The sequence below is a fragment of the Streptomyces sp. NPDC058525 genome, from assembly GCF_042719495.1.
Lineage (GTDB): Bacteria > Actinomycetota > Actinomycetes > Streptomycetales > Streptomycetaceae > Streptomyces.
This window is the reverse complement of record NZ_JBHXNP010000133.1, coordinates 1-21,317: the sequence shown is the minus strand read 5'-3', so window position 1 is coordinate 21,317 and position 21,317 is coordinate 1. Positions and strand designations below refer to the sequence as shown.

The following is a 21,317-nucleotide window of genomic DNA, read 5'->3' as shown; positions in this document are numbered from 1 at the left end:
CCCCGGCCCTGGTGCCGCCCCCGGCCCTGGTGCCGGCCCCGGCCCTGGTGTCGGCACCGGCCCCGGTGTCGGCCCCGGCCCCGCCAGCCCTGGTGCCGGCCCCAGCCCCGCCGGCCCCGGCCCCAGCCCCGCCGGCCCCGACGCCGGCCCTGGCCCCCGGCCCGTCGGCGTGCGCGAGGCCCTGGCCCTGCTGCGCCTGCCCCGGCTGCGTGCCCTGGCCGGCTGCGCCGCCCTGCTCGGCCTCACCACCGTCAGCGACGCCTTCGTCTACCTGCTGCTCCAGCGCCGCACCGGCATCGCCGACCAGTGGTTCGCACTGCTGCCGCTGGGCACCGCCGCCGTGTTCCTGCTGCTGGCCGTGCCCGCGGGCGCCCTCGCCGACCGGATCGGGCGGCGCAGCGTGTTCCTCACCGGGCACGCCCTGCTGCTCGCCGGGTACGCACTGCTGCTGTGGGCCCCCGACTGGCCCGCCCTGCCCTTCCTCGTACTGGCCCTGCACGGCATGTTCTACGCCGCCACCGACGGCGTCCTGCCCGCCGCCGTCGGGGCCGTCGTGCCCCGGGAGCTGCGGGCCACCGGCCTGGCCCTGGTCGGCACCGGCCAGGCCCTGGCCCGCTTCGGCTGCTCCATGGCCTTCGGCGCGGCCTGGACCTTCTGGGGCACCGGCCCCGCCCTCGCCGCCGCCGCGGCCGGCCTGCTGTGCAGCGCGGCCGTCGCCGCCTTCGTCCTGCGCCCGACCGACCCGTCCCGACGCCCCCGAGGAACCCGAGGAACCCGATGACGCTCCCGCGCCGCCTGCTCGTACTCACCGCGGCCGTGGTGCTCCTGGGGGCCCTCGCCGCCGCGCTCGTCCTGCACGCGGCCTCCCGAGCCGACCAGCCGCAGCAGGGCGGCCCGGCCGTCGCCGAGGGCGGCCTCACCCTCGGCCGGCCGGACCGGCTGGCCTTCCTCCACGCCGGCCAGGGCCCGCACCGCGGCGCCCTGGCCTCCGTCCCGGCCGGCGCCCCGCAGGCCGAGCGCACCGTCTCCGAGCTCACCTGCCGGCGCTTCCACGCCGCCGCGGGCACCGGCGTGTGCCTGCGCTCCACACCGGGCGCCCTCGCCCAGGACAACCAGGCCCTCATCGTCGACTCCGAGCTGCGCACGCTGCGCGGCTTCCCGCTGGCGGGCACGCCCAGCCGGGCCCGGGTCTCGCCGAGCGGCCGGTTCGCCGCCTGGACGGTCTTCGTCTCCGGCGAGTCGTACGGCGCCGCGTTCTTCTCCACCCGCACCGCGATCCTGGACACCCGGGACTGGCGGCTCGAAGCCAACCTGGAGGAGTTCACCGTCCTCATGGACGGCCGCGATTACCGCGCGGCGGACGTGAACTTCTGGGGGGTGACCTTCGCCAAGGACGACGACACCTTCTACGCCACCCTGAGCACCGCGAACCAGACCCACCTGGTCAAGGGCTCGATCTCGCGCCGTACGGTCACCACCCTCGCGCAGAACGTCGAATGCCCGTCCCTGTCCCCGGACGAGACCCGCATCGCGTACAAGAAGCGCGTACGGGCCGGCGCCTCGCTGTGGCGCGAGCACGTCATGGACCTGGCGACGCTCCGCGAGCACCCGCTCGCGGAGAAGCGCAGCGTGGACGACCAGGCCCTCTGGCTCGACGACAAGACCCTGGCCTACGCCCTGCCCACCGAAGGCGCCCCGGACGGCACGGACCTGTGGACCACTCCCGCCGACGGCTCGGGCGCCCCGCGCCTCCTGGCCCCCTCGGCGTCCTCCCCGTCCCGCCTGGGCCCACCCATGTCCGGTTCGTGACAAGAGTTACATCCGCCCCAAAAACCGGCGTTTTCCATGAATCATTATTTCCCGGAATCGTCGTATACCGGCCGGGAGTGACATGGGACGCGCAGGCAGCTGGACGGGCAACTGGCGCATCGCCCTGCCCCTGGCGGGCGGGGCGGTCGTACTCGGCCTCGGCGGCCTGTACGCCACCGGGCTCGCGACCGGCGGCGACATCGCCCAGGGCACGCGCGTCCGCGGGGTGGACATCGGCGGCATGAGCCGCGCCGAGGCACGGCAGGCGCTGGCCCGCACGCTGGGACCCGGCGCACAGGAGCCGCTCGTACTGAAGATCGGCGACCGCGTCGAGCGGGCCGCCCCCGTCGCGCTCGGGCTGTCGCTCGACACCGAGGCGACCCTCGACCGCGCCGAACGCACCGGGCACGGACCGGTCGCCGTCATCGGCGAGCTCTTCACCTCCGGCGACCGGGACGTCGAGCCCGTGGTCCGCCTGGACGAGCGCACCGGCCGCGCCGCGCTCGACCGCATCGGCGCCTCGACCGAGCAGCCGGTCCGCGACGGGTCGATCGCCTTCGAGAAGGGCACGGCGCAGGCCGTCGCCGCCCGGCCCGGCGTCTCCCTGAACGAGGACCGGGCCCTCGACACCCTCCGCGCGTCGTACCTGCGGCCGGACGCCGGCCCCGTCGCGCTGCCCGTCGACCGCACCCAGCCGCGGATCGGGGCGGAGGAGACCGGACGGGCCATGCGGCAGTTCGCCCGCCCGGCGATGTCGGGCCCCGTCACGCTCACCGTGGACGGCACGCGCATACCCATCAGCCCCGCCGTCCTCGGCGAGCACCTGAGGATGACCGCCGACGGCACGAGCCGTCTCGTGCCGTCCCTCGACTCCAAGGGCCTGCTCGCCGACCCCGCCGTGGCCGGCCCCATCGAGGAGGCCACCCGGATCCCCCGCGACGCCGAGTTCGGCGTCGGCGCGGACGGCCGCGTGGTCCTCGGGGACCCCGGCAACGCCGGCCGCCAGGTCACCCAGGCCGCGTTCGGCAAGGCCGTCCTGCCCCTGCTCACCCGCTCGGGCGCGGCCCGCACGGCCGAGCTCCCCACCGTCGAGGTCCAGCCCGACCTCACGAGCGCCGAGGCGCAGCGGCTCGGGATCAAGGAGAAGGTCTCGTCCTTCACCGTCGACTTCCCCGCCGCCCCGTACCGCACCACGAACATCGGCCGGGCCGTGGAGCTCATCAACGGCTCGGTGGTCATGCCGGGGGAGGAGTGGAGCTTCAACCGCACGGTCGGCGAGCGCACCCCGGAGAACGGCTTCGTCGACGGAATCATGATCAACGACGGCCAGTACGTGAAGTCCCCCGGCGGCGGCGTCTCGGCGGTGGCCACCACCATGTACAACGCCGTCTTCTTCGCCGGCCTGAAGCCCGTCGAGTACGGGGCCCACTCGTTCTACATCGAGCGCTACCCCGAGGGCCGGGAGGCCACCGTCGCGTGGGGCACCCTCGACCTGCGCTGGATCAACGACTCCGGCCACCCGCTCTACGTCCAGGCCGCGTCCACCGACACCTCGCTGACCATCACCCTCCTCGGCACCAAGAAGTACGACGAGATACGGGCGACCAAGGGGCCGCGCACCAACGTCACGGAACCCGGCAAGCGGACGGGCAGCGGACCCCTCTGCGAGGTCCAGACCCCGTTGGAGGGCTTCGACGTCACCGTCGGCCGTGTCTTCGTCCAAGGCGGCCAGGAGGTGAAGCGCGAGGACTTCAAGACCCACTACACGCCCCGCGACGAGGTCACCTGCACCCCCGAGCCGACCGGCTCGCCCACGGCTGCGACGCCCGCGGCCACGCCCCCGGCCACGCCCCCGGCCACACCCGCGCCCGCCGGGCAGGCAGCCGCACCCGCCGCCGGGCCGGCCGCCGCGCCGGCCCCCTCCGCCACCCCCTCCGGCACCCCCTCCGAGGCCCCCGCGGCGACCCCCGTCAGGTGACCGTCCGGCTGCGCCGCGTGCGCTTCGCGGGTACGCGGGCCCTCGAGGTGCTACAACTGGGATCGTGACCCTTCCTCGCCACCCGTGCCGGGCACGTCGGTGCGGTCACCCCTAGGCAACAGAACCAGAAGCGTCGCCGGACAGGTGTTCGTCCTCCAGGTGGCGATCGTGGTGTTGCTCGCCGCCGGCGCACTCCTGGCCCTGGTGCTCCAGTCGCGACACGACATCGACCGGGAAGCGCGCAGCAGGTCGGTGGCCGTCGCCCAGACCTTCGCGCACTCCTTGGGGCTGCAGGAGGCCCTGAAGACCTCCGATCCGTCGGCCGTGCTGCAGCCGCTCGCCGAGTCGACCCGCAAGGACGCGGGGGTGGACTTCATCGTGGTGATGGACACCAACGGCATCCGCTACAGCCACCCCCAGCCCGATCGCATCGGCAAGCGCTTCGTCGGCACCATCGAGCCCTCGCTCGCCGGCCGGGTCCACACCGAGAGCGTCCAGGGCCCGCTCGGCAAGGAGATCCAGGCCGTGGTGCCGGTCACCGGGCCCGACGGCAAGGTCGTCGGCCTGGTCTCGGCGGGCCTGACCGTGAAGAACGTCACCGGTGTCCTCGACCGCCAGCTCCCCGTCATCCTGCTGGCCATCGCGACCGGCCTGGCCCTGGCCACCGCCGGCACGGCGCTGATCAGCCGCAGGCTGCGCCGCCAGACCCACGGGCTCGGCACGCAGGAGATGACCCGCATGTACGAGCACCACGACGCGGTGCTCCACTCCGTACGCGAAGGGGTGCTGATCACCGACGGCGAGGGACGGCTCCTCCTGGCGAACGACGAGGCCAAACGGCTGCTCGGGCTGCCGGACGACGCCGAGGGCCGCCACATCGGCGACGTACCGGGCCTGGACCGCCGGATGGCGGACCTGCTGCTGTCCGGCCGGGTGGCCACCGACGAGGTGCTCGAGACCGGCGACCGGCTGCTCGTGGTCAACCAGCGGCCCACCCACACCCGGGGCCGGGCCGAGGGCACCGCGGTCACCATCCGCGACTCCACCGAGATGCGGCTGCTGACCAGCCGGGCCGAGACGGCCCGCAAACGGCTCAAGCTGCTCTACGACGCCGGCGTCGACATCGGCACCACCCTCGGCGTGGAGCAGACCGCCGAGGAGCTCGCCGCCGTCACCGTCCCCCGGTTCGCCGACTTCGTCACCGTCGACCTCGCCGATCCGGTGCTCGACGGCGACGAGCCCGGCCCGGGAGCCGACATGCGGCGCACGGCGGTCGCCGGCATCCGCTCCGACCACCCCCTCTACCCCCTCGGCCGGCTGATCGACTTCCTGCCGTCCACCCCGCAGGCCCGCGGCTACGGCACCGGCAAGGCGGAACTGGTCCCCGACCTGGCCGACGCGCCCGGCTGGCAGGCCCAGGACCTGTCGCGCGCCCGGGCCATCGTCGAGTACGGGATCCACTCGCTCATCGCGGCCCCGCTGAAGGCCCGCGGCGTCGTGCTCGGGGTGGTCAACTTCTGGCGGTCGGAGAAGCCCGAGCCCTTCGACGAGGACGACCTGTCCCTGGCCGAGGAGCTCGTCGCCCGCGCGGCCATCAGCATGGACAACGCCCGCCGCTACACCCGCGAGCACGCCCTCGCCGAAACGCTCCAGCGCAGCCTGCTGCCGCGCGCCCTGCCCGAGCAGAGCGCCGTGGACGTCGCGCACTTCTACCTTCCCGCGCAGTCCGGGGTGGGCGGGGACTGGTTCGACGTGATCCCGCTGCCGGGCAGCCGGGTCGCCCTGGTCGTCGGAGACGTCGTCGGGCACGGCCTGCACGCCGCGGCCACCATGGGGCGGCTGCGCACCGCCGTGCACAACTTCTCCTCCCTCGACCTGCCCCCCGACGACCTACTGGCCCGCCTCGACGACCTCGTCCAGCGCATCGACCACGACGACGCCGGGGACGGCGAGGGCAACAACGTCGGCGTACTGGGCGCGACCTGCCTGTACGCCGTCTACGACCCGGTGTCCCAGCGCTGCACCATGGCCCGGGCCGGACACCTGCCGCCCCTCATGGTCACCCCCGACGGCACGGCCCGGATCGTGGAACTGCCGACCGGGCCCCCGCTGGGCCTCGGCGGCATGCCCTTCGAGACCGCGGAGCTGCACCTGCCGGAGGGCAGCCAGCTCGTCCTGTACACGGACGGGCTGGTCGAGGAGAGGTCCCGGGACATCGCCGAGGGGCTGGAACTGCTGCGCACGGCCCTGAGCCACCCCGGCCGCGACCCGCGCGACAGCTGCCGGGCCGTCCTCGACACGCTGCTGCCCGACCGGCCCGGAGACGACGTGGCGCTGCTCGTCGCACGGACCCGGACCCTCGGCCCCGACCGGGTCGCGCAGTGGGACGTCCCGCCCGACCCGAGCGCCGTCGGCGTCGTACGGAACGCCGCGGCGGCCAAGCTCGAGGAGTGGGGCCTGGGAGAACTCGGCTTCGCCACGGAGCTGATCCTCAGCGAACTGGTCACCAACGCCCTGCGCCACGGCCGCGAGCCGGTCCGGGTGCGGCTGCTGCACGACCACACGCTGACCTGCGAGGTGTGGGACGGCAGCAGCACCGCCCCGCACCTGCGGTACGCCGCCACCACGGACGAGGGCGGGCGCGGGCTGTTCCTGGTGGCGCAACTCAGCGAGCACTGGGGCACCCGGTACACGCCCGAGGGCAAGGTCATCTGGGCGGAGCAGGTGCTGCCCGGCCCCGCCTGACGGAAATCTGCACACGGTGTGCGCGAACGGGTCCGCCCGTGTTCACCGTTGAGCGAGATGTCGGACATGCCCCATGCGGTTGATGGGTTTTCGTCCCATTTCTTCCCTGCGGACGCCGGGCCGCGTATTTCCGTTACTCGATCTCGCAGAGAAGCTGTGACCATTCGGTGAACGAAGCGCCACACGCGCCATTCGGGGAACTCTCCGGCCGGTAAGGGGACGTCAACGGGATTGGCCCGGCAGCCCGTTCGCGTGCTTACATCAAGCCGCTGCGGCCGCCGGAAAAACGCGGCCGAGTTCCCCCTGCAACGAAAGGTGCGCATCATGCGTGACAACATCGAGACCCGTGAGATCGACGACACCGAGCTGGACGCCGTCTCCGGCGGTGTCATCAGCGTCTCCGGCGGCCTGGCCGGCGCCGTGACCAGCGACGTCAACGGCGTGGTGGGCCTCGTGGGCTCCCTCGACACCGTCCAGACCGCGCAGGGTCTGGTCGCGGGCGTCCCCGGCCTGGTCTCCGGCGTCACCGGCGTTTCCGTGAACCTCGGCCGCGCCGGCCTCTGAGCCGATAACGCACGAACCCCGGAGCGTCCCCCACGGCTCCGGGGTTCATGCAATTGCGCCCACACAGTCCGAAGAAGAGCCGCCGAACGATTGCCGCCAAGCGATTGCCGCCGAGCGATTGCCGCCGAGCGATTGCGGCCGAGCGAATGCGGCTGAACGAATGCAGTTGAAGGAATAGTCCGTGGAGTTTCGCCAAAAGGCTCTTTCCAAGCTGCAATCGCCCGAAGAACTCGACCTGCCCGTACGCTTCGCCCGCCCGCAGGGGCGGCTGGTCCTGGCCGTCACCGTCCTCGTCATGGCCGCCGCGACCTTCTGGGCCGTCACGGGCACCGTCTCCGCCAAACTGAGCGCACCCGGCATCCTCACCCGCGCCGAGGGCAGCTACGTGCTCCAGAGCCCCGTCGCGGGCCAGGTGACCGAGGTCCTCGCCGAGCAGGGCCGGCTGCTGCCCCCCGGCGCCCCCCTGCTCACCGTCCGCACGGAGCAGGGCGACCGGCCCGTGCGCGCGGTGACCGGCGGCCGGCTGACCACCCTGGTCGCCCGGGTGGGCTCGGTCGTCACCACCGGCGCCGACGTGGCGACCCTGGAACACGTCAAGAACCCGGACGACCCCCTGGTGGCCGTGCTGTACGTGCCGGGCGCCGGCGGCGCGGGAATCGCGGTCGGCGCCTCCGTCGACCTGACCGTCCAGTCCGTCCCCCAGCCGCGGTTCGGCGTACTGCGCGGCCGTGTCACCGCCGTCGGCCGCACGCCCCAGACGCCCGCGCAGATCGGCGCCTTCCTCGGAGACAAGGGCCTCGCCGAGCAGTTCTCCCGGCAGGGCAGCCCGGTCACCGTCCTCGTGGAGCTGGAGCGCTCCTCCGCCACGAAGTCCGGCTACCGCTGGTCCTCCGCGGACGGGCCCCCGTACCCCGTCGACTCCGCCACCCCCGTCACCGGCGCCGTCCACCTCCCCGCGCAGCGCCCCGTCGACTGGCTGCTGCCGTGACCGCGCCCCGCAGGGCCGCCCCGAGCCGCTCCCGACGCAGGTCCGCGCACGCGCCCAGGGCCCGCAAGGCCGCCGGGGGAGCCGTACCCCGGACCGTACGCACCCCCACCGTGCTCCAGATGGAGGCCGTGGAGTGCGGAGCCGCCGCCCTGGCCATGGTGCTCGGCCACTACGGGCGCCACGTGCCCCTGGAGGAGCTGCGCATCGGCTGCGGCGTCTCCCGCGACGGCTCCCGCGCCAGCAACCTCCTCAAAGCGGCCCGCGGCTACGGGCTGAAGGCCAAGGGCATGCAGATGGACCTGGCCGCGCTCGCCGGGGTGCGAGCCCCTGCCGTGCTCTTCTGGGAGTTCAACCACTACGTCGTCTACGACGGCACGGGCCGCCGCTTCGGCCGCCGGGGCGTCTACGTCAACGACCCCGCCAAGGGCCGCCGGTTCGTCCCCATGGACGAGTTCGACACCAGCTTCACCGGGGTCGTGCTCACCTTCGAGCCCGGCGAGGGCTTCCGCCGCGGCGGCCGCAAGCCGGGCGTGCTGGGCGCCGTACCGGGCCGGCTGCGCGGCACCTCGGGCACCCTGGCCGCCGCCGTCGTCTCCAGCCTCCTGCTGGTCGCCGTCGGCGCCTCGGTACCCGCCCTCAGCCGCACCTACATCGACATGTTCCTCATCGGCGAGCAGACCTCGCTGCTGGGCGTGCTGTTCGCGGCCATGGCCGTCACCCTGGTGCTCACCGCCGTGCTCACCGCGCTCCAACAGGCCAACCTGCTGCGCGGACGCGTCATCTCCTCCACCCTGGGCAGCGCCCGCTTCCTGCGCCACCTGCTCCGCCTCCCGGTCACCTTCTACTCCCAGCGCGGCCCGGCCGACCTGGTCCAGCGGCTGCAGTCCAACGACGCGGTCGCCGAGACCCTCGCCCGGGACCTGGCCGCGGCCGGCGTGGACGCCGTCGTCGTCGTGCTCTACGCCGTGCTGCTGTGGACCTACGACCCGCAGCTCACCGTCCTCGGCGTGGCCGTGGCCCTGCTCAACGTGGTGGCCCTGCGCGTCGTGATCCGGCTGCGGGCCACCGGCACCCGCAAACTGCGCGCCGAGAGCGCCCGGCTGACCAACACCTCCTTCACCGGGCTCCAGCTCATCGAGACGATGAAGGCCACCGGTGGCGAGAACGGCTTCTTCCGCCGCTGGGCCGGACAGCACGCGGTCACCCTCGACGTCCAGCAGCGGCTCGGCGTCCCCGGCGCGTGGCTGGCGATCGTCGCGCCCACCCTGGCCGCCCTCAACAGCGCGCTGATCCTCATGGCCGGCGGCCTGCGGGCCGTGGAGGGGCACCTGTCCGTCGGCCTGCTCGTCGCCTTCCAGGCCCTGGTGACCAGCTTCACCGCGCCGATCTCCCGGCTGGGCGGCGTCGCCGGACGGATCCAGGACTTCGCGGCCGACGTCGCCCGCCTCAAGGACGTCGAGAACTTCCCCGCCGACCCGGTCTTCGCACGGCGCGAGCCGACCGGCAGCACCCGCCGCCTCAAGGGCCACGTGGAACTGGACGACGTCACCTTCGGCTACAGCCCGCTGGACGCCCCGCTGCTCAAGGGCTTCTCGCTGTCGGTCGGCCCCGGGCAGCAGGTCGCGCTCGTCGGCGGCTCCGGCAGCGGCAAGTCCACCGTGTCACGGCTGATGTCCGGCCTCCACACCCCCTGGCAGGGGGCCATCCGCATCGACGGCATGCGCCTCGAGGACATCCCGCGCAGCGCCCTCGCCGCCTCCGTCTCCTTCGTCGACCAGGACGTGTTCCTCTTCGAGGGCACCGTCCGCGACAACGTCACGCTCTGGGACCCCTCCATCCCCGACGAGGCCGTCGTCGCCGCCCTGGAGGACGCCGCCGTCCACGACGTCGTGGCCCGCCGCCCGGGCGGCATCCACAGCCGCGTCGAACAGGACGGCCGCAACTTCTCCGGCGGCCAGCGCCAGCGGCTGGAGATCGCCCGGGCCCTAGTCCGCCGCCCCAGCGTCATGGTCCTCGACGAGGTGACCAGCGCCCTGGACGCGGTCACCGAGCAGACCGTCATCGACAACCTGCGGCGCCGCGGCTGCGCCTGCGTGGTCATCGCCCACCGGCTGAGCACCGTGCGCGACAGCGACGAGATCGTCGTCCTCGACCGGGGCACCGTCGTGGAACGCGGCCGGCACGAGCACCTGGTCGCCGCGGGGGGCCCGTACGCGGCCCTGGTCAAGGAGCACTGACGTGACGTACGCGCACCAGGCCGTGCCCCCCGCCGCCCCCTGGGACGGCACCCCGGGGGCCCCGGGCACCCCGTACGACCCGGTCGTCGCGGCCCTGGGCCGGCTCGGCTCGCCGGTCGACGGCACGGGTCTGCGCAGCCTGGCCCTGGAGGGCCCGCTCGTGCTGTGGCTCGTCGTTCACGGCGCGCTCGACCTCTTCGCCGTCGACGCGGCGCAGGCCGGGCCCTGGCACTTCCTGGGCCGGCTGGAGGCGGGCACCCTGCTCCAGGGCCCGGTCGACGGCCCCGGGCACACCCTGGTCGGCCGCCCCCTGCACGGCTGCCGACTGCGCCGCATCGAGCTGCGCGAACTGCCCGCCCCGGACCGCGGCGCACCCCACCCGCACGGCTGGGCCGGCCAGGGGGAGTACGCCGCCCCGCCGGCGTACCCCAGCCCCCTCGAAGACGCCTTCGCCCGCGGTGTCGGCCGCGGCATGCGCGTGCTCTACCAGGCACCGCTGGACGGCCGCGCCGCCACCGCGGACGGAGCGGCCGACGACGACATCCTGTGGATCCAGGTCACCCCGGGCGGCGTGCGGTACGGCGCCGTGTACGAGCAGGGCGCCGCCGGCACCCTGCTCCTCGACCCGGCGATGTGGCAGGGCATGGTCGACCAGCAGTACCGGCTGCTGTACGCCCTGGACCGCTCCATCGAGGAGGCCGAGCGCGCCCACGAGGACCGGATGGCGGCGGGCGTCGAGGCCGGCCAGGAGGCCCGTACCCAGGCCGACCGGACCCTGCTGGCCGCCATCGGCGGCGCCGGCGGCCGCTCCCGGCACCGGGGCGCGAGCGTCGACGCGACCCTCGCCGCGTGCCGCCTGGTCGCCGGCGCGGCCCGCATCACCCTGTCCGAACCGGCCGGGGCGGGCGCGGACTCCGAGCACGCCGACCCCGTCGAACGCATCGCGCTCGCCTCCCGGGTGCGCACCCGCGCGGTCCGCCTCGGCGGGTCCTGGTGGCGGGAGGACTCCGGCCCCCTGGTGGGCCGGCGCGAGGCGGACGGCGCCCCCGTCGCCCTGCTGTGGCGGCGCGGCCGCTACGAGGCGGTCGACCCCGCCGCCGGCACCCGCGAGCGCCTCGACGCCCGTACGGCGGCCGCCTACGAGCCGAGCGCCGTCATGTTCTACCGCCCGCTGCCCGACGGCCGGCCGGGCCTGCCCGCCCTGCTCCGCTTCGGCCTGCACGGCACCGGCCAGGAGCTGCGCCGCCTCGCCCTGGGCGGACTGGTCGCCGTGCTCCTGGGCGCACTGGTGCCCGTCGCCACCGGCAGGGTGCTCGGCCGGTACGTCCCGCAGGGCGAGACCGGCCTCATCGTGCAGACCGCGATCGCGCTCATCGCGACCGGCGTCGTCGCGGCCGCGTTCATGCTCCTGCAGAACCTGTCCGTGCTGCGCCTGGAGGGCCGCATCGAGGCCACGTTGCAGCCCGCCGTGTGGGACCGGCTGCTGCGGCTGCCCACCACCTTCTTCACCGGCCGCTCCACCGGCGAACTGGCGGGCGCGGCCATGGGCGTCAGCGCCATCCGCGCCATGTTGTCCGGGACCGGCGCGGTCTGCGTCCAGGCCCTCGCGGTCGCCGCGATGAACCTGGTCCTGCTGCTCGTCTACAGCGTGCCGCTGGCGATGGCGGCGCTCGCCATGCTCGTCGTCGTCGCGGCGGTCTTCCTGGGCCTGGGGCTGTGGCAGCTCCGCTACCAGCGCCGACTGGTCAAGCTGGGCAACCGGTTGGGCAACCAGGCCTTCCAGACCCTGCGCGGACTGCCCAAGCTGCGGGTCGCCGCGGCCGAGAGCTTCGCCTACGCGGCCTGGGCGCGGGAGTTCGCCCGTACCCGCGAGCTGCACCAGCGCATCGGCCGGGTGCAGAACGTGACCACCGTGCTGGGCGCGGTGTACCTGCCGCTGTGCACGCTGGTGATGTTCGTGCTGCTGGCCGGACCGGCCCGCGGCAGCATGACCGCCGCCGAGTTCCTCACCTTCAGCACCGCCCTGACCATGCTGATGTCCTCGGTCACGCAGCTGACCGGAGCCCTCATCTCGGTCGCGGCCGTGCTGCCGATGTTCGAGCAGGTCAAGCCGCTGCTCCAGGCGGCTCCCGAAACGGGCCGGGCCGGCATCCGGCCCGGCGAGCTGGCCGGCGCCCTCGAAGCCAAGGACCTGTCGTTCCGCTACTCCGAGGACGGCCCGCTCGTCCTCGACGGCGTCGGCTTCCGGGTACGGCCGGGGGAGTTCGTCGCGATCGTCGGAGCCAGCGGCTGCGGCAAGTCCACCCTGCTGCGGCTGCTCATCGGCTTCGACAAGCCCGTCTCCGGCAGCGTCCTGTACGACGGCCAGGACCTGGCCGCGCTCGACGCGGCGGCCGTGCGCCGCCAGTGCGGGGTCGTCCTGCAGAACGCGCAGCCCTTCACCGGCTCGATCCTCGACTGCATCCGCGGCGCCGGGACGTTCTCGCTGGAGGAGGCCTGGGAGGCCGCGGCGATGGCGGGCCTGGCCGAGGACATCAAGGCCATGCCGATGGGCATGCACACCATGCTCTCCGACGGCGGCGGCACCGTCTCGGGCGGCCAGCGCCAGCGGCTCATGATCGCCCAGGCCCTCATCCGCAAGCCGCGCGTCCTGTTCTTCGACGAGGCCACCAGCGCGCTGGACAACGAGGCCCAGCGCGTGGTCATCGAATCCACCCGCGCCCTGCGCGCCACCCGCGTCGTGATCGCCCACCGGCTGTCCACGGTCATGGACGCCGACCGGGTGATCGCCATGGCGGACGGCCGCGTCGTCCAGCAGGGCCCGCCCGCCGAACTGCTCGCCGACCCGGCGGGCCTCTTCCACGAGTTGGCCCGCCGCCAGCTCGGCTGACCGGGTCCGGCACGCGACCGCGGGGGGCCGCGCCGTATCGGCCACACTCGAGGCTTCGAAGCGAAAATTCTCGATGACGCACTAGAATGGCGGGTTGTTCGGTGCCGGACCGGAACAACCCGGGCAATCCCGGCCTCCGCCGGCGACCCGGGGCTCCTCCGGGAACGAGACGCGAGGGCCGATGGCAGCCACACCGGAGCGCGGTGACAGCACTCTGCTCGACGACGCGGCGGAGCTCGACGACGCGGCAGTGCTCGACGACGCGGCAGTGCTCGAAGACGCGGCAGTGCGCGACGACGCGGAAGCGCTCGACGAGTCCGGCAAATCAGCCCTGTTCCGTGCCGGGCCCGCCGCCCCGCCGCGCACCCTCGTCGACATCCTCGACGCCTCCGTACGGGCGTACCCCGACGAGCCCGCCCTGGACGACGGCACCGCCCAACTGACCTACCGGGCGCTGGCCGCCGAGGTCGAGCGCAGGCGCCGGGCCCTCGCCGCCGCCGGCGTGGGACGCGGAGACCGGGTCGGCGTCCGCGTGCCCTCCGGGACCAACGAGCTGTACGTGTCCATCCTCGCCGTGCTCGCCGCGGGCGCCGCCTACGTGCCGGTCGACGCCGAAGACCCCGACGAACGGGCCGAGCTGGTCTTCGGCGAGGCCGGAGTACGGGCCGTACTGGGCGCCGGACAGCGCATCGACACCACCGGAACCCGGGACGCCGCCGACGCCGCCCCCGCAGCCGCCCGCCCCGGCCCCGAGCACGACGCGTGGATCATCTTCACCTCCGGCTCCACCGGCAAGCCCAAGGGCGTCGCCGTCAGCCACCGCAGCGCCGCCGCCTTCGTGGACGCCGAGGCCGCGCTCTTCCTCGCCGAGGAGCCGATCGGACCCGGCGACCGGGTCATGGCCGGCCTCTCCGTCGCCTTCGACGCCTCCTGCGAGGAGATGTGGCTGGCCTGGCGCTACGGCGCCTGCCTCGTCCCCGTCCCCCGCTCCCAGGTGCGCAGCGGCGCCGACCTCGGCCCCTGGCTGGTCGAACAGGAGATCACCGTGGTCTCCACGGTGCCGACCCTGGCCGCGCTCTGGGAGCCCGAGGCCCTGAACGAGGTCCGGCTGCTGATCTTCGGCGGCGAGGCCTGCCCGCCCGAGCTGACCCAGCGCCTGGTCACCGAGGGCCGCGAGGTCTGGAACACGTACGGCCCCACCGAGGCCACCGTGGTCGCCTGCGCCTCGCTGCTGACCGGCGAGGAGCCGATCCGGATCGGCCTGCCGCTGAACGGCTGGGAACTGGCCGTGGTCGACGAGTCCGGCGAGCCGGTCCCGATGGGCGGCAGCGGCCAGCTCGTCATCGGCGGCGTCGGCCTCGCCCGCTACCTCGACCCCGAGAAGGACGCCGAGAAGTACGCCCCGCTGGAATCCCTCGGCTGGCAGCGCGCCTACCGCAGCGGCGACCTCGTCCGCGCCGAACCGGAAGGCCTGGTCTTCCTCGGCCGCGGCGACGAGCAGATCAAGCTCGGCGGCCGCCGCATCGAGCTGGGCGAGGTCGACGCGGCCCTCCAGGCCCTGCCCTGCGTGGCCGGCGCGGCCGCCGCCGTACGCACCGCCCGCAGCGGCAACCAGCTGCTCGTCGGCTACCTCGTCACCCAGGAGGGCTGGGACCAGGCCGCCGCCGTCGAACGGCTGCGCTCCGAACTGCCCGCCGCCCTCGTACCCCTGCTCGCGCCGGTCGAGGAACTGCCCACCCGCACCTCCGGCAAGGTCGACCGCGACGCACTGCCCTGGCCCCTGCCCGAACTGGAGACCACCGGTCCCGCCGAGCACCTCTACGGCACCGAGGCCTGGCTCGCCGAGCAGTGGACCGAGACCCTCGGGGTGACCGTCGCCGGCGCCGCAGACGACTTCTTCGCCATCGGCGGCAACAGCCTCGCCGCCGCCCAGCTCACCACCCGGCTGCGCGCCCGCTACCCGAGCGCCGCCGTCCTCGACATCTACCAGCAGCCCGTCCTGCGCAAACTGGCCCGGCGCCTGGAGAAGTCCGTACAGGACGACGGCGCGGCCCGCACCATCGAGCCGGTCCCGCTCCGCGCCAAGGCGATCCAGTCGCTCCTGCTGCTCCCCCTGTTCACCCTCGTCGGCCTGCGCTGGACGGTGGCACTGCTGGCCCTCGGCAACGTCCTGCACCTGCTCGGGCCCTACCCGTGGGCGCCGACCGCCTCCTGGTGGCTCGTCGCCGCGGGCGCGGCCCTGCTCTTCAGCCCGCCCGGCCGCCTGGCCATCGCGGCCGGCGGCGCCCGCCTGCTGCTGCGCGGGGTCAAAGCGGGACGCTACCCGCGCGGCGGAAGCGTCCACCTGAGGCTGTGGACGGCCGAGCGGCTCGCCGAGTACGTCGGCGCCACCTCCCTCACGGGCTCCTGGCTGGAGCGCTACGGCCGCGCACTCGGCGCCAAGATCGGCCCCGAGGTGGATCTGCACTCCCTGCCGCCGGTCACCGGCATGCTCAAGCTCGGCCGCGGCTGCGCCGTGGAATCCGAGGTGGACCTCTCCGGACACTGGCTGGACGGCGACCGGCTCGAGATCGGCGCCGTCAAGGTCGGTGCGGGCGCCGTCGTCGGCACCCGCAGCATCCTCTTCCCCGGCGCCCGCGTCGGCAAGCGGGCCGAGGTGGCCCCCGGCTCCGCCGTGGTCGGCCAGATCCCGACCGGCCAGCGCTGGGCCGGGGCGCCCGCAGGCAAACTCGGCAGGGCCAAGCGGAACTGGCCCAAGGAACGCCCGCCGCGCGCCGTCCACTGGCGGGCCATGTACGGGGCGACCGGCTTCTGCCTCACCGCCCTGCCGGTGCTCGCCACCCTGCCCGCCCTGCTCGTCGTCAGCCGGTTCGTACCCGCCGACGCCGGCCTGTCCGCGGCCCTGGCCGGAGCGCTGCTCGCCGTGGTGCCCGGGGCGCTCGCGTTCGGCTTCGCGTACGCGCTGCTCCTGCTGGTCTCCGTACGCCTGCTCAGCCTCGGGCTGCGCACCGGGAACCATCCGACGCACAGCAGGGTCGGCTGGCAGGCCTGGACCGTCACCCAGCTGATGGACCTGTCCCGCGAAACGCTCTTCCCGCTGTACGCCGGGCTGATCACACCGGTGTGGCTGCGGCTGCTCGGCATGAAGATCGGCCGGGGCGCGGAGGTGTCCACCGTCCTCGCGCTGCCGAGCCTCACCACCGTCGGAGAGGGCGCGTTCCTCGCCGACGACACCCTGACCGCCCCCTACGAACTGGGCGGCGGCTGGGTGCGCATCGGACACTCCGAGATCGGCCGCCGGGCCTTCCTCGGCAACTCCGGAATGACCGCGCCGGGCCGTACCGTCCCGGACGACGGGCTGGTCGGCGTACTGTCCGCCACCCCGAAGAAGGCCAAGAAGGGCAGCTCGTACCTGGGCCTGCCGCCGGTCAGGCTGCCGCGGTCCGCCGCCGACGCCGACCAGAGCCGCACCTACGACCCGCCCGCGCGGCTGCTGTGGGCGCGCGGCCTGGTGGAGCTGTGCCGGCTCGCCCCCGTCTTCTGCTCGGCGGCGCTGGCCGTACTGGCCGTGGCCGCGTTCTGCGCGCTGATCACGTCGACCGGGCTCGGGCTCTGGGGAACCGCCCTGCTGTCCGGGGCGGTCCTGCTCGCCGCGGGCGTGGCCGCGTGCGCGGTCTCCGTGGCCGCGAAGTGGCTGCTGGTGGGCCGCCACCGGACCGGCGAGCACCCGCTGTGGAGCGGCTTCGTCTGGCGCAACGAACTGGCCGACACCTTCGTCGAGGTACTGGCCGTGCCGTGGCTGGCCGGATCCGTGCCCGGTACACCGGTACTGTCCCTGTGGCTGCGCGCGCTGGGGGCCCGGATCGGCCGCGGCGTGTGGTGCGAGAGCTACTGGCTGCCCGAAACGGACCTGGTGGAGCTGGGCGACGCGGTCAGCGTGAACCGCGGCTGTGTGTTGCAGACGCACCTCTTCCACGACCGGATCTTGAGGACGGATACTGTGGTCCTCCATGAGGGCGCCACCCTGGGCCCGGGCGGCATCGTCCTGCCCGGGAGCACGGTCGGCGCCCGCAGCACCCTGGGTCCCGCCTCCCTCGTGATGGCCGGGGAATCCGTGCCCGCCGACTCCCGCTGGCTGGGCAATCCGATCGAGGCGTGGCGGTCCTGACGAGGGCCAGAACGGAAGCGGCAGTGAACGGCCAGCAGACAGCGGCAGCGGACCCGTATTTTCCGGCCAACGGCGACTCCCGTTACCGCGTGCACCGGTACGAACTCGCTCTGGAATACCGGCCCGGCCCCAACCGGCTGGCCGGCACGGCCCGGCTCAGCGCGATCGCCGGGCGGGCGCCGCTCTCCGAGTTCCACCTGAACCTGGCCGATTTCAGAATAGGCCGCGTCCTCGTCAACGGCCGGGCCCCGCACTACGCGCACCGGGGCGGCAAGCTCCGCATCCGCCCGGCCAAGCCGCTGCCGGCCGGCGCCGCCTTCACCGTGGAGGTGCACTGGGCGGGCAACCCCAAGCCGGTGCGCAGCCCCTGGGGCGGCCTGGGCTGGGAGGAGCTGACCGACGGCGCGCTGGTGGCCAGCCAGCCCGTCGGCGCGCCCTCCTGGTACCCGTGCAACGACCGGCCCGCCGACAAGGCCTCGTACCACATCTCGGTCAACACCCCCTCCGCGTACACGGTGGTCGCCGGGGGCCGCCTGCTCACCCGCACCACCAAGGCCAGTACGACCACCTGGGTGTACGAGCAGTCCGCGCCGACCTCCAGCTACCTGGTCGGCCTGTCCATCGGCATGTACCAGACGGTGCTGCTCGGCGACCCCGGGCTCGGCGGCGTACCGCAGAGCGCCCACGTGCCGGCGCACCTGCTGCCCGCGTTCTCCCGCGACTTCGCCCGGCAGCCCGCCATGATGCGGCTGTTCGAGGAGCTGTTCGGCCCCTACCCCCTCGCCGAGTACGCGGTGGTCGTCGCCGACGAGGAGCTGGACGTCCCGGTGGAGGCCCAGGGCCTGTCCATGTTCGGCGTCAACCACGTGGACGGCGCCCGCGGGTCCGAACGCCTCGTCGCCCACGAGCTGGCACACCAGTGGTTCGGCAACAGCGTGACCATCGCCGACTGGCGGCACATCTGGCTGAACGAGGGCTTCGCCAAGTACGCCGAGTGGCTCTGGTCGGAGCGCTCCGGCGGGCACAGCGCGCACGAGCTCGCCGTCGCCGCGCACCGGCTGCTGACCTTGCAGCCGCAGGACCTGCGGCTGGCCGACCCGGGCCGCAAGCTGATGTTCGACGACCGCCTGTACCAGCGCGGCGGCCTCGCCGTGCACGCGGTGCGCGCGGCCCTGGGCGACGCCGCGTTCTTCCGCATGCTGCGCGACTGGGCCGGCCTGCACCGCCACAGCGTGGTGACCACGGCCGCGTTCGCCACGCACGTGGCCCGCTACGCGGCGGAGCCGCTGGACGACCTGCTCGCGGCCTGGCTGTACGAGCCGGCCCTGCCGCCGCTGCCGATGCCGCCGCTGCCCCCGATGCCGCCGACGGCGGTGTAGGCGGAGCGGACGCGCTTCGGCGGCGACTCGCGTACGTACGCATGACGCTGCCCCGCCGGGCCTTCGAGGGCCTGACGGGGCAGTGGGTCACGCGTACAGCGGACAGCCGACAGCGGAACGCGGAACGCGGATCAGCCGAGGGCGGCCGTCTTCGGCTGCGCGTCGGCGCCGGCCGCCGCGGCTTCGGCCGCCCGAGGGGCCAGCAGCCGCTGCGCCAGGAGGCCGAACACGATCGCGAAGACCACCCAGAGCACGACCTGCACGGCCAGCGAGGCGACCCGGAACTCCCACAACAGGGCTGCGGGGAAACCGGGCTTGACCGCGTCGTCGTTGTCCGGCAGGAACGCGAAGGCGAGGCCGGTGGCGACGACGAACCCGGCGCCGGCGGCCAGGGTCGCGTTCCACTTGCCCAGGCGCGGGGCCAGGCGGCGGCCGGCGATGACCGCGCCGACGCCGAGCAGCACGCTGAGCAGGATCATCAGGAAGAACAGCGTGGTGCGCTGCCCGATGGTGTCCGGGTTCCCGACCGCCGGGGGAGTGGCCGGGTACTTCAGGAACGGCACCAGGTACACGGTGGCGAAGGCCGCCCCCGCGGTGAGGGCCGCCGTGGCCCGCGGGCTGAACCGGCCCACGCGCCCCAGGGCGAAGGAGAACGCCAGCGAGGCGATGCCGCCCAGGGCGACCCCGTAGACGAGGACACCGGTGGCCAGTCCGACCGTGGACTGCACCGGCCGGCTGACCAGCTCTTCCTCTTCCTCCTCCGGCGCGGCTTCGCCGCCGTGCCCGGCGTGGGCGCCCGCCGCGTCCTGCGCGGCCTGGGCCTCCTCCACCGCGATCGAGCCGTTGACGGGGGGTTCACCCACGACATAGGCGACGGCGAAGGCGAAGAGCCCGGCGATCAGGCCCGCGAGCATGCCGCGGACCAGGAGACCTCTGACAGTCGAGGCGTACATGTGCGTTGCCTCTCAGTGGCAGGGGAAGCCGAGCAGGTGACGGCCGTCGTGGACCCATTCGTGCACGCCGGCGCCGGAGAACACGGACGTGGCGCCCTGCTCCGCACCGACGAAGTACAGGGCGACGAGCATCAGCAGGCCGACGAAGAGCGCCCAGGGCAGTACCGCGCGCACGGGCAGCGGGGCCGGCAGAGAGCCGGAAGGGGTGGGTATGGCGGGGGAGACGGCAGCCTCGGCCATGGTGGAACCTCCTCGGGGAACACGCGTCCCATACGGTGGTGCAGGACGACGGTCCGCGGGTCTGACTCGCCGCGGGGCACCCAGGGGATGACGCCGCAGCACACAGTGGCGCGACCATGCCGGATTCACACCGGACTTCCGTCTCGCCGTCGTCACTTTGTTGAAATGTCGCCTGACGGTACCGTGCGCTGCACCCGCCGCCAAGGGCGTGAGTCCCGCATCACCCCGCACGCCCCCGCCGCACACCCCGTCGCCGCCCCGAAACCACAGCCCGCCCCCGCCCCGCCCGAGCCCGGCCCGAAACCACAGCCCGCCCCGCCCTGTCCCGAGTCCGGCCCGAAACCCTGGCCCGCCCCGGCCTCGTCCCGAGCCCGGCCCGAAACCGCAGCCCGCCCTGGCCCCGTCCTGAGCCCGGCCCGAAACCCCGGCCCCGTCCCGAGCCCGGACCGACCGCAGCCCGACTCCACCTCGGCCGGACCCCTACCGCACCCCCAACTCCAGCCCACCGCAACGGCTTCCGCGACCGTTGCCGCTACCGCGAAGGCCCCGATGACCGTCCGGCTGACCCTGATCTCCCCCGCGACGAGCGAGGCCCTGCGAGACGTCCGCTTCGACGACGAGAGCCCCCTCGATCCCGCGGGCACCGCCCGCGCCGAGGCCGCCGCGGCCGCCGTCCCCCGGACCGCGCGCAGCTACACCTCCCCGTCCCTCCGCTGCCGCCAGACCGCCCGGGCCCTCGGCCTCCGGCCGGAGCCGGTGCCCGCCCTGGCCGGCTGCGACATGGGGCGCTGGCGGGGCCTGACCCTGGACGCGGTGGCGGCCGCCGAGGGCGAGGCCGTCGCCGCCTGGCTGTCGGACCCGTCGGCCGCACCGCACGGCGGGGAGTCCCTGCGCGACGTACGCACCCGCGTCGGCACCTGGCTCGACACCCTCTCCACCCTCCCGGACGAGCCCGGCCCGCTCACGGCCGTCGCGGAACCGGACGTCATCCGTGCGGCACTGATCCACGTCCTCGAAGCCCCCGACGCGTCGTTCTGGCGCCTGGACGTCCGCCCCCTGTCCGCCGTCCATCTCACCGGCCGCGCCCACCGCTGGAACCTCCGCCCCGGCAGCCCGCTGGAGTAGGGCCCTGGAGCAGGGCGCGGCCCGAGCGGCCGGTCCGTGCAGGGCGTCCATGAGGCCGTGGGGCTGAACTTGATCACCCGTTAGCCAGCAAAGATCGACAGGGCGCCGCCTTCCTTCTCATTTGTGTGAATAGCTGACCGCATGGGTTCTCCGTAAGTTGTTTGGTGGCCCGGGAGGGCCGGGTGTGGCTTATGGGTTCTTGCCTTCAGTGGCTCCCAAGGAGTGGCCGTCCCGCTCTCCG

The 21,317-nt window shown here is 74.1% G+C and carries 13 protein-coding genes; 11 read left to right on the top strand and 2 right to left on the bottom strand.

What is annotated here, in order from left to right; translation table 11 throughout:
- From ACFWP3_RS37910 to ACFWP3_RS37865, 10 genes are all read left to right on the top strand, one after another.
- Window positions 1-781, top strand: a 781-nt coding sequence (locus ACFWP3_RS37910) for an MFS transporter (RefSeq protein WP_384230558.1), incomplete at its 5' end; no start/stop codon positions are given.
- Window positions 778-1,809 (top strand): TolB-like translocation protein, encoded by a 1,032-nt coding sequence (locus ACFWP3_RS37905; protein ID WP_384230555.1) that lies wholly within the window; start codon window positions 778-780, stop codon window positions 1,807-1,809. The genes ACFWP3_RS37910 and ACFWP3_RS37905, both read left to right, overlap by 4 nt.
- Window positions 1,810-1,891: 82 nt before the next feature.
- A complete protein-coding gene (locus ACFWP3_RS37900) occupies window positions 1,892-3,787 on the top strand; it encodes a VanW family protein (protein WP_384230552.1) in 1,896 nt (631 codons plus the stop codon).
- A gap of 144 nt (window positions 3,788-3,931) precedes the next feature.
- Window positions 3,932-6,532, top strand: coding sequence for a SpoIIE family protein phosphatase (locus ACFWP3_RS37895; protein WP_384230550.1), 2,601 nt, complete (start codon window positions 3,932-3,934; stop codon window positions 6,530-6,532).
- A gap of 324 nt (window positions 6,533-6,856) precedes the next feature.
- The gene (locus ACFWP3_RS37890; protein WP_384230547.1) at window positions 6,857-7,096 is read left to right on the top strand and encodes a hypothetical protein; all 240 of its coding nucleotides are present in this window, start codon (window positions 6,857-6,859) and stop codon (window positions 7,094-7,096) included.
- A 181-nt stretch (window positions 7,097-7,277) separates the two neighbouring features.
- A complete protein-coding gene (locus tag ACFWP3_RS37885; protein ID WP_384230545.1) occupies window positions 7,278-8,084 on the top strand; it encodes an HlyD family efflux transporter periplasmic adaptor subunit in 807 nt (268 codons plus the stop codon).
- Window positions 8,081-10,321 carry an NHLP family bacteriocin export ABC transporter peptidase/permease/ATPase subunit gene (locus ACFWP3_RS37880; protein ID WP_384230542.1) on the top strand — a complete coding sequence of 747 codons (2,241 nt, stop codon included), beginning with the start codon at window positions 8,081-8,083 and terminating at the stop codon, window positions 10,319-10,321. The genes ACFWP3_RS37885 and ACFWP3_RS37880 overlap by 4 nt, the downstream gene beginning before the upstream one ends.
- Window positions 10,322-10,343: 22 nt before the next feature.
- Window positions 10,344-13,211, top strand: a complete 2,868-nt coding sequence (locus ACFWP3_RS37875) for an NHLP bacteriocin export ABC transporter permease/ATPase subunit (protein WP_384230560.1) — start codon at window positions 10,344-10,346, stop codon at window positions 13,209-13,211.
- Window positions 13,212-13,392: 181 nt separating this feature from the next.
- Window positions 13,393-17,379, top strand: a complete 3,987-nt coding sequence (locus ACFWP3_RS37870; protein WP_384230540.1) for a Pls/PosA family non-ribosomal peptide synthetase — start codon at window positions 13,393-13,395, stop codon at window positions 17,377-17,379.
- 23 nt (window positions 17,380-17,402) lie between these two features.
- Complete coding sequence (locus ACFWP3_RS37865; protein WP_384230537.1) at window positions 17,403-18,758, top strand: M1 family metallopeptidase; 1,356 nt, start codon at window positions 17,403-17,405, stop codon at window positions 18,756-18,758.
- Window positions 18,759-18,889: 131 nt separating this feature from the next.
- Here the strand turns inward: ACFWP3_RS37865 and ACFWP3_RS37860 are convergent, their stop codons facing one another.
- On the bottom strand, window positions 18,890-19,711 hold the full coding sequence (locus ACFWP3_RS37860; protein WP_384230535.1) for a CbtA family protein: 822 nt from the start codon (window positions 19,709-19,711) through the stop codon (window positions 18,890-18,892).
- A 12-nt stretch (window positions 19,712-19,723) separates the two neighbouring features.
- A complete protein-coding gene (locus tag ACFWP3_RS37855) occupies window positions 19,724-19,951 on the bottom strand; it encodes a CbtB-domain containing protein (protein ID WP_384230533.1) in 228 nt (75 codons plus the stop codon).
- 549 nt (window positions 19,952-20,500) lie between these two features.
- Here ACFWP3_RS37855 and ACFWP3_RS37850 point away from each other — a divergent pair.
- The gene (locus ACFWP3_RS37850) at window positions 20,501-21,076 is read left to right on the top strand and encodes a histidine phosphatase family protein (protein ID WP_384230530.1); all 576 of its coding nucleotides are present in this window, start codon (window positions 20,501-20,503) and stop codon (window positions 21,074-21,076) included.
- Window positions 21,077-21,317: the final 241 nt, after the last annotated feature.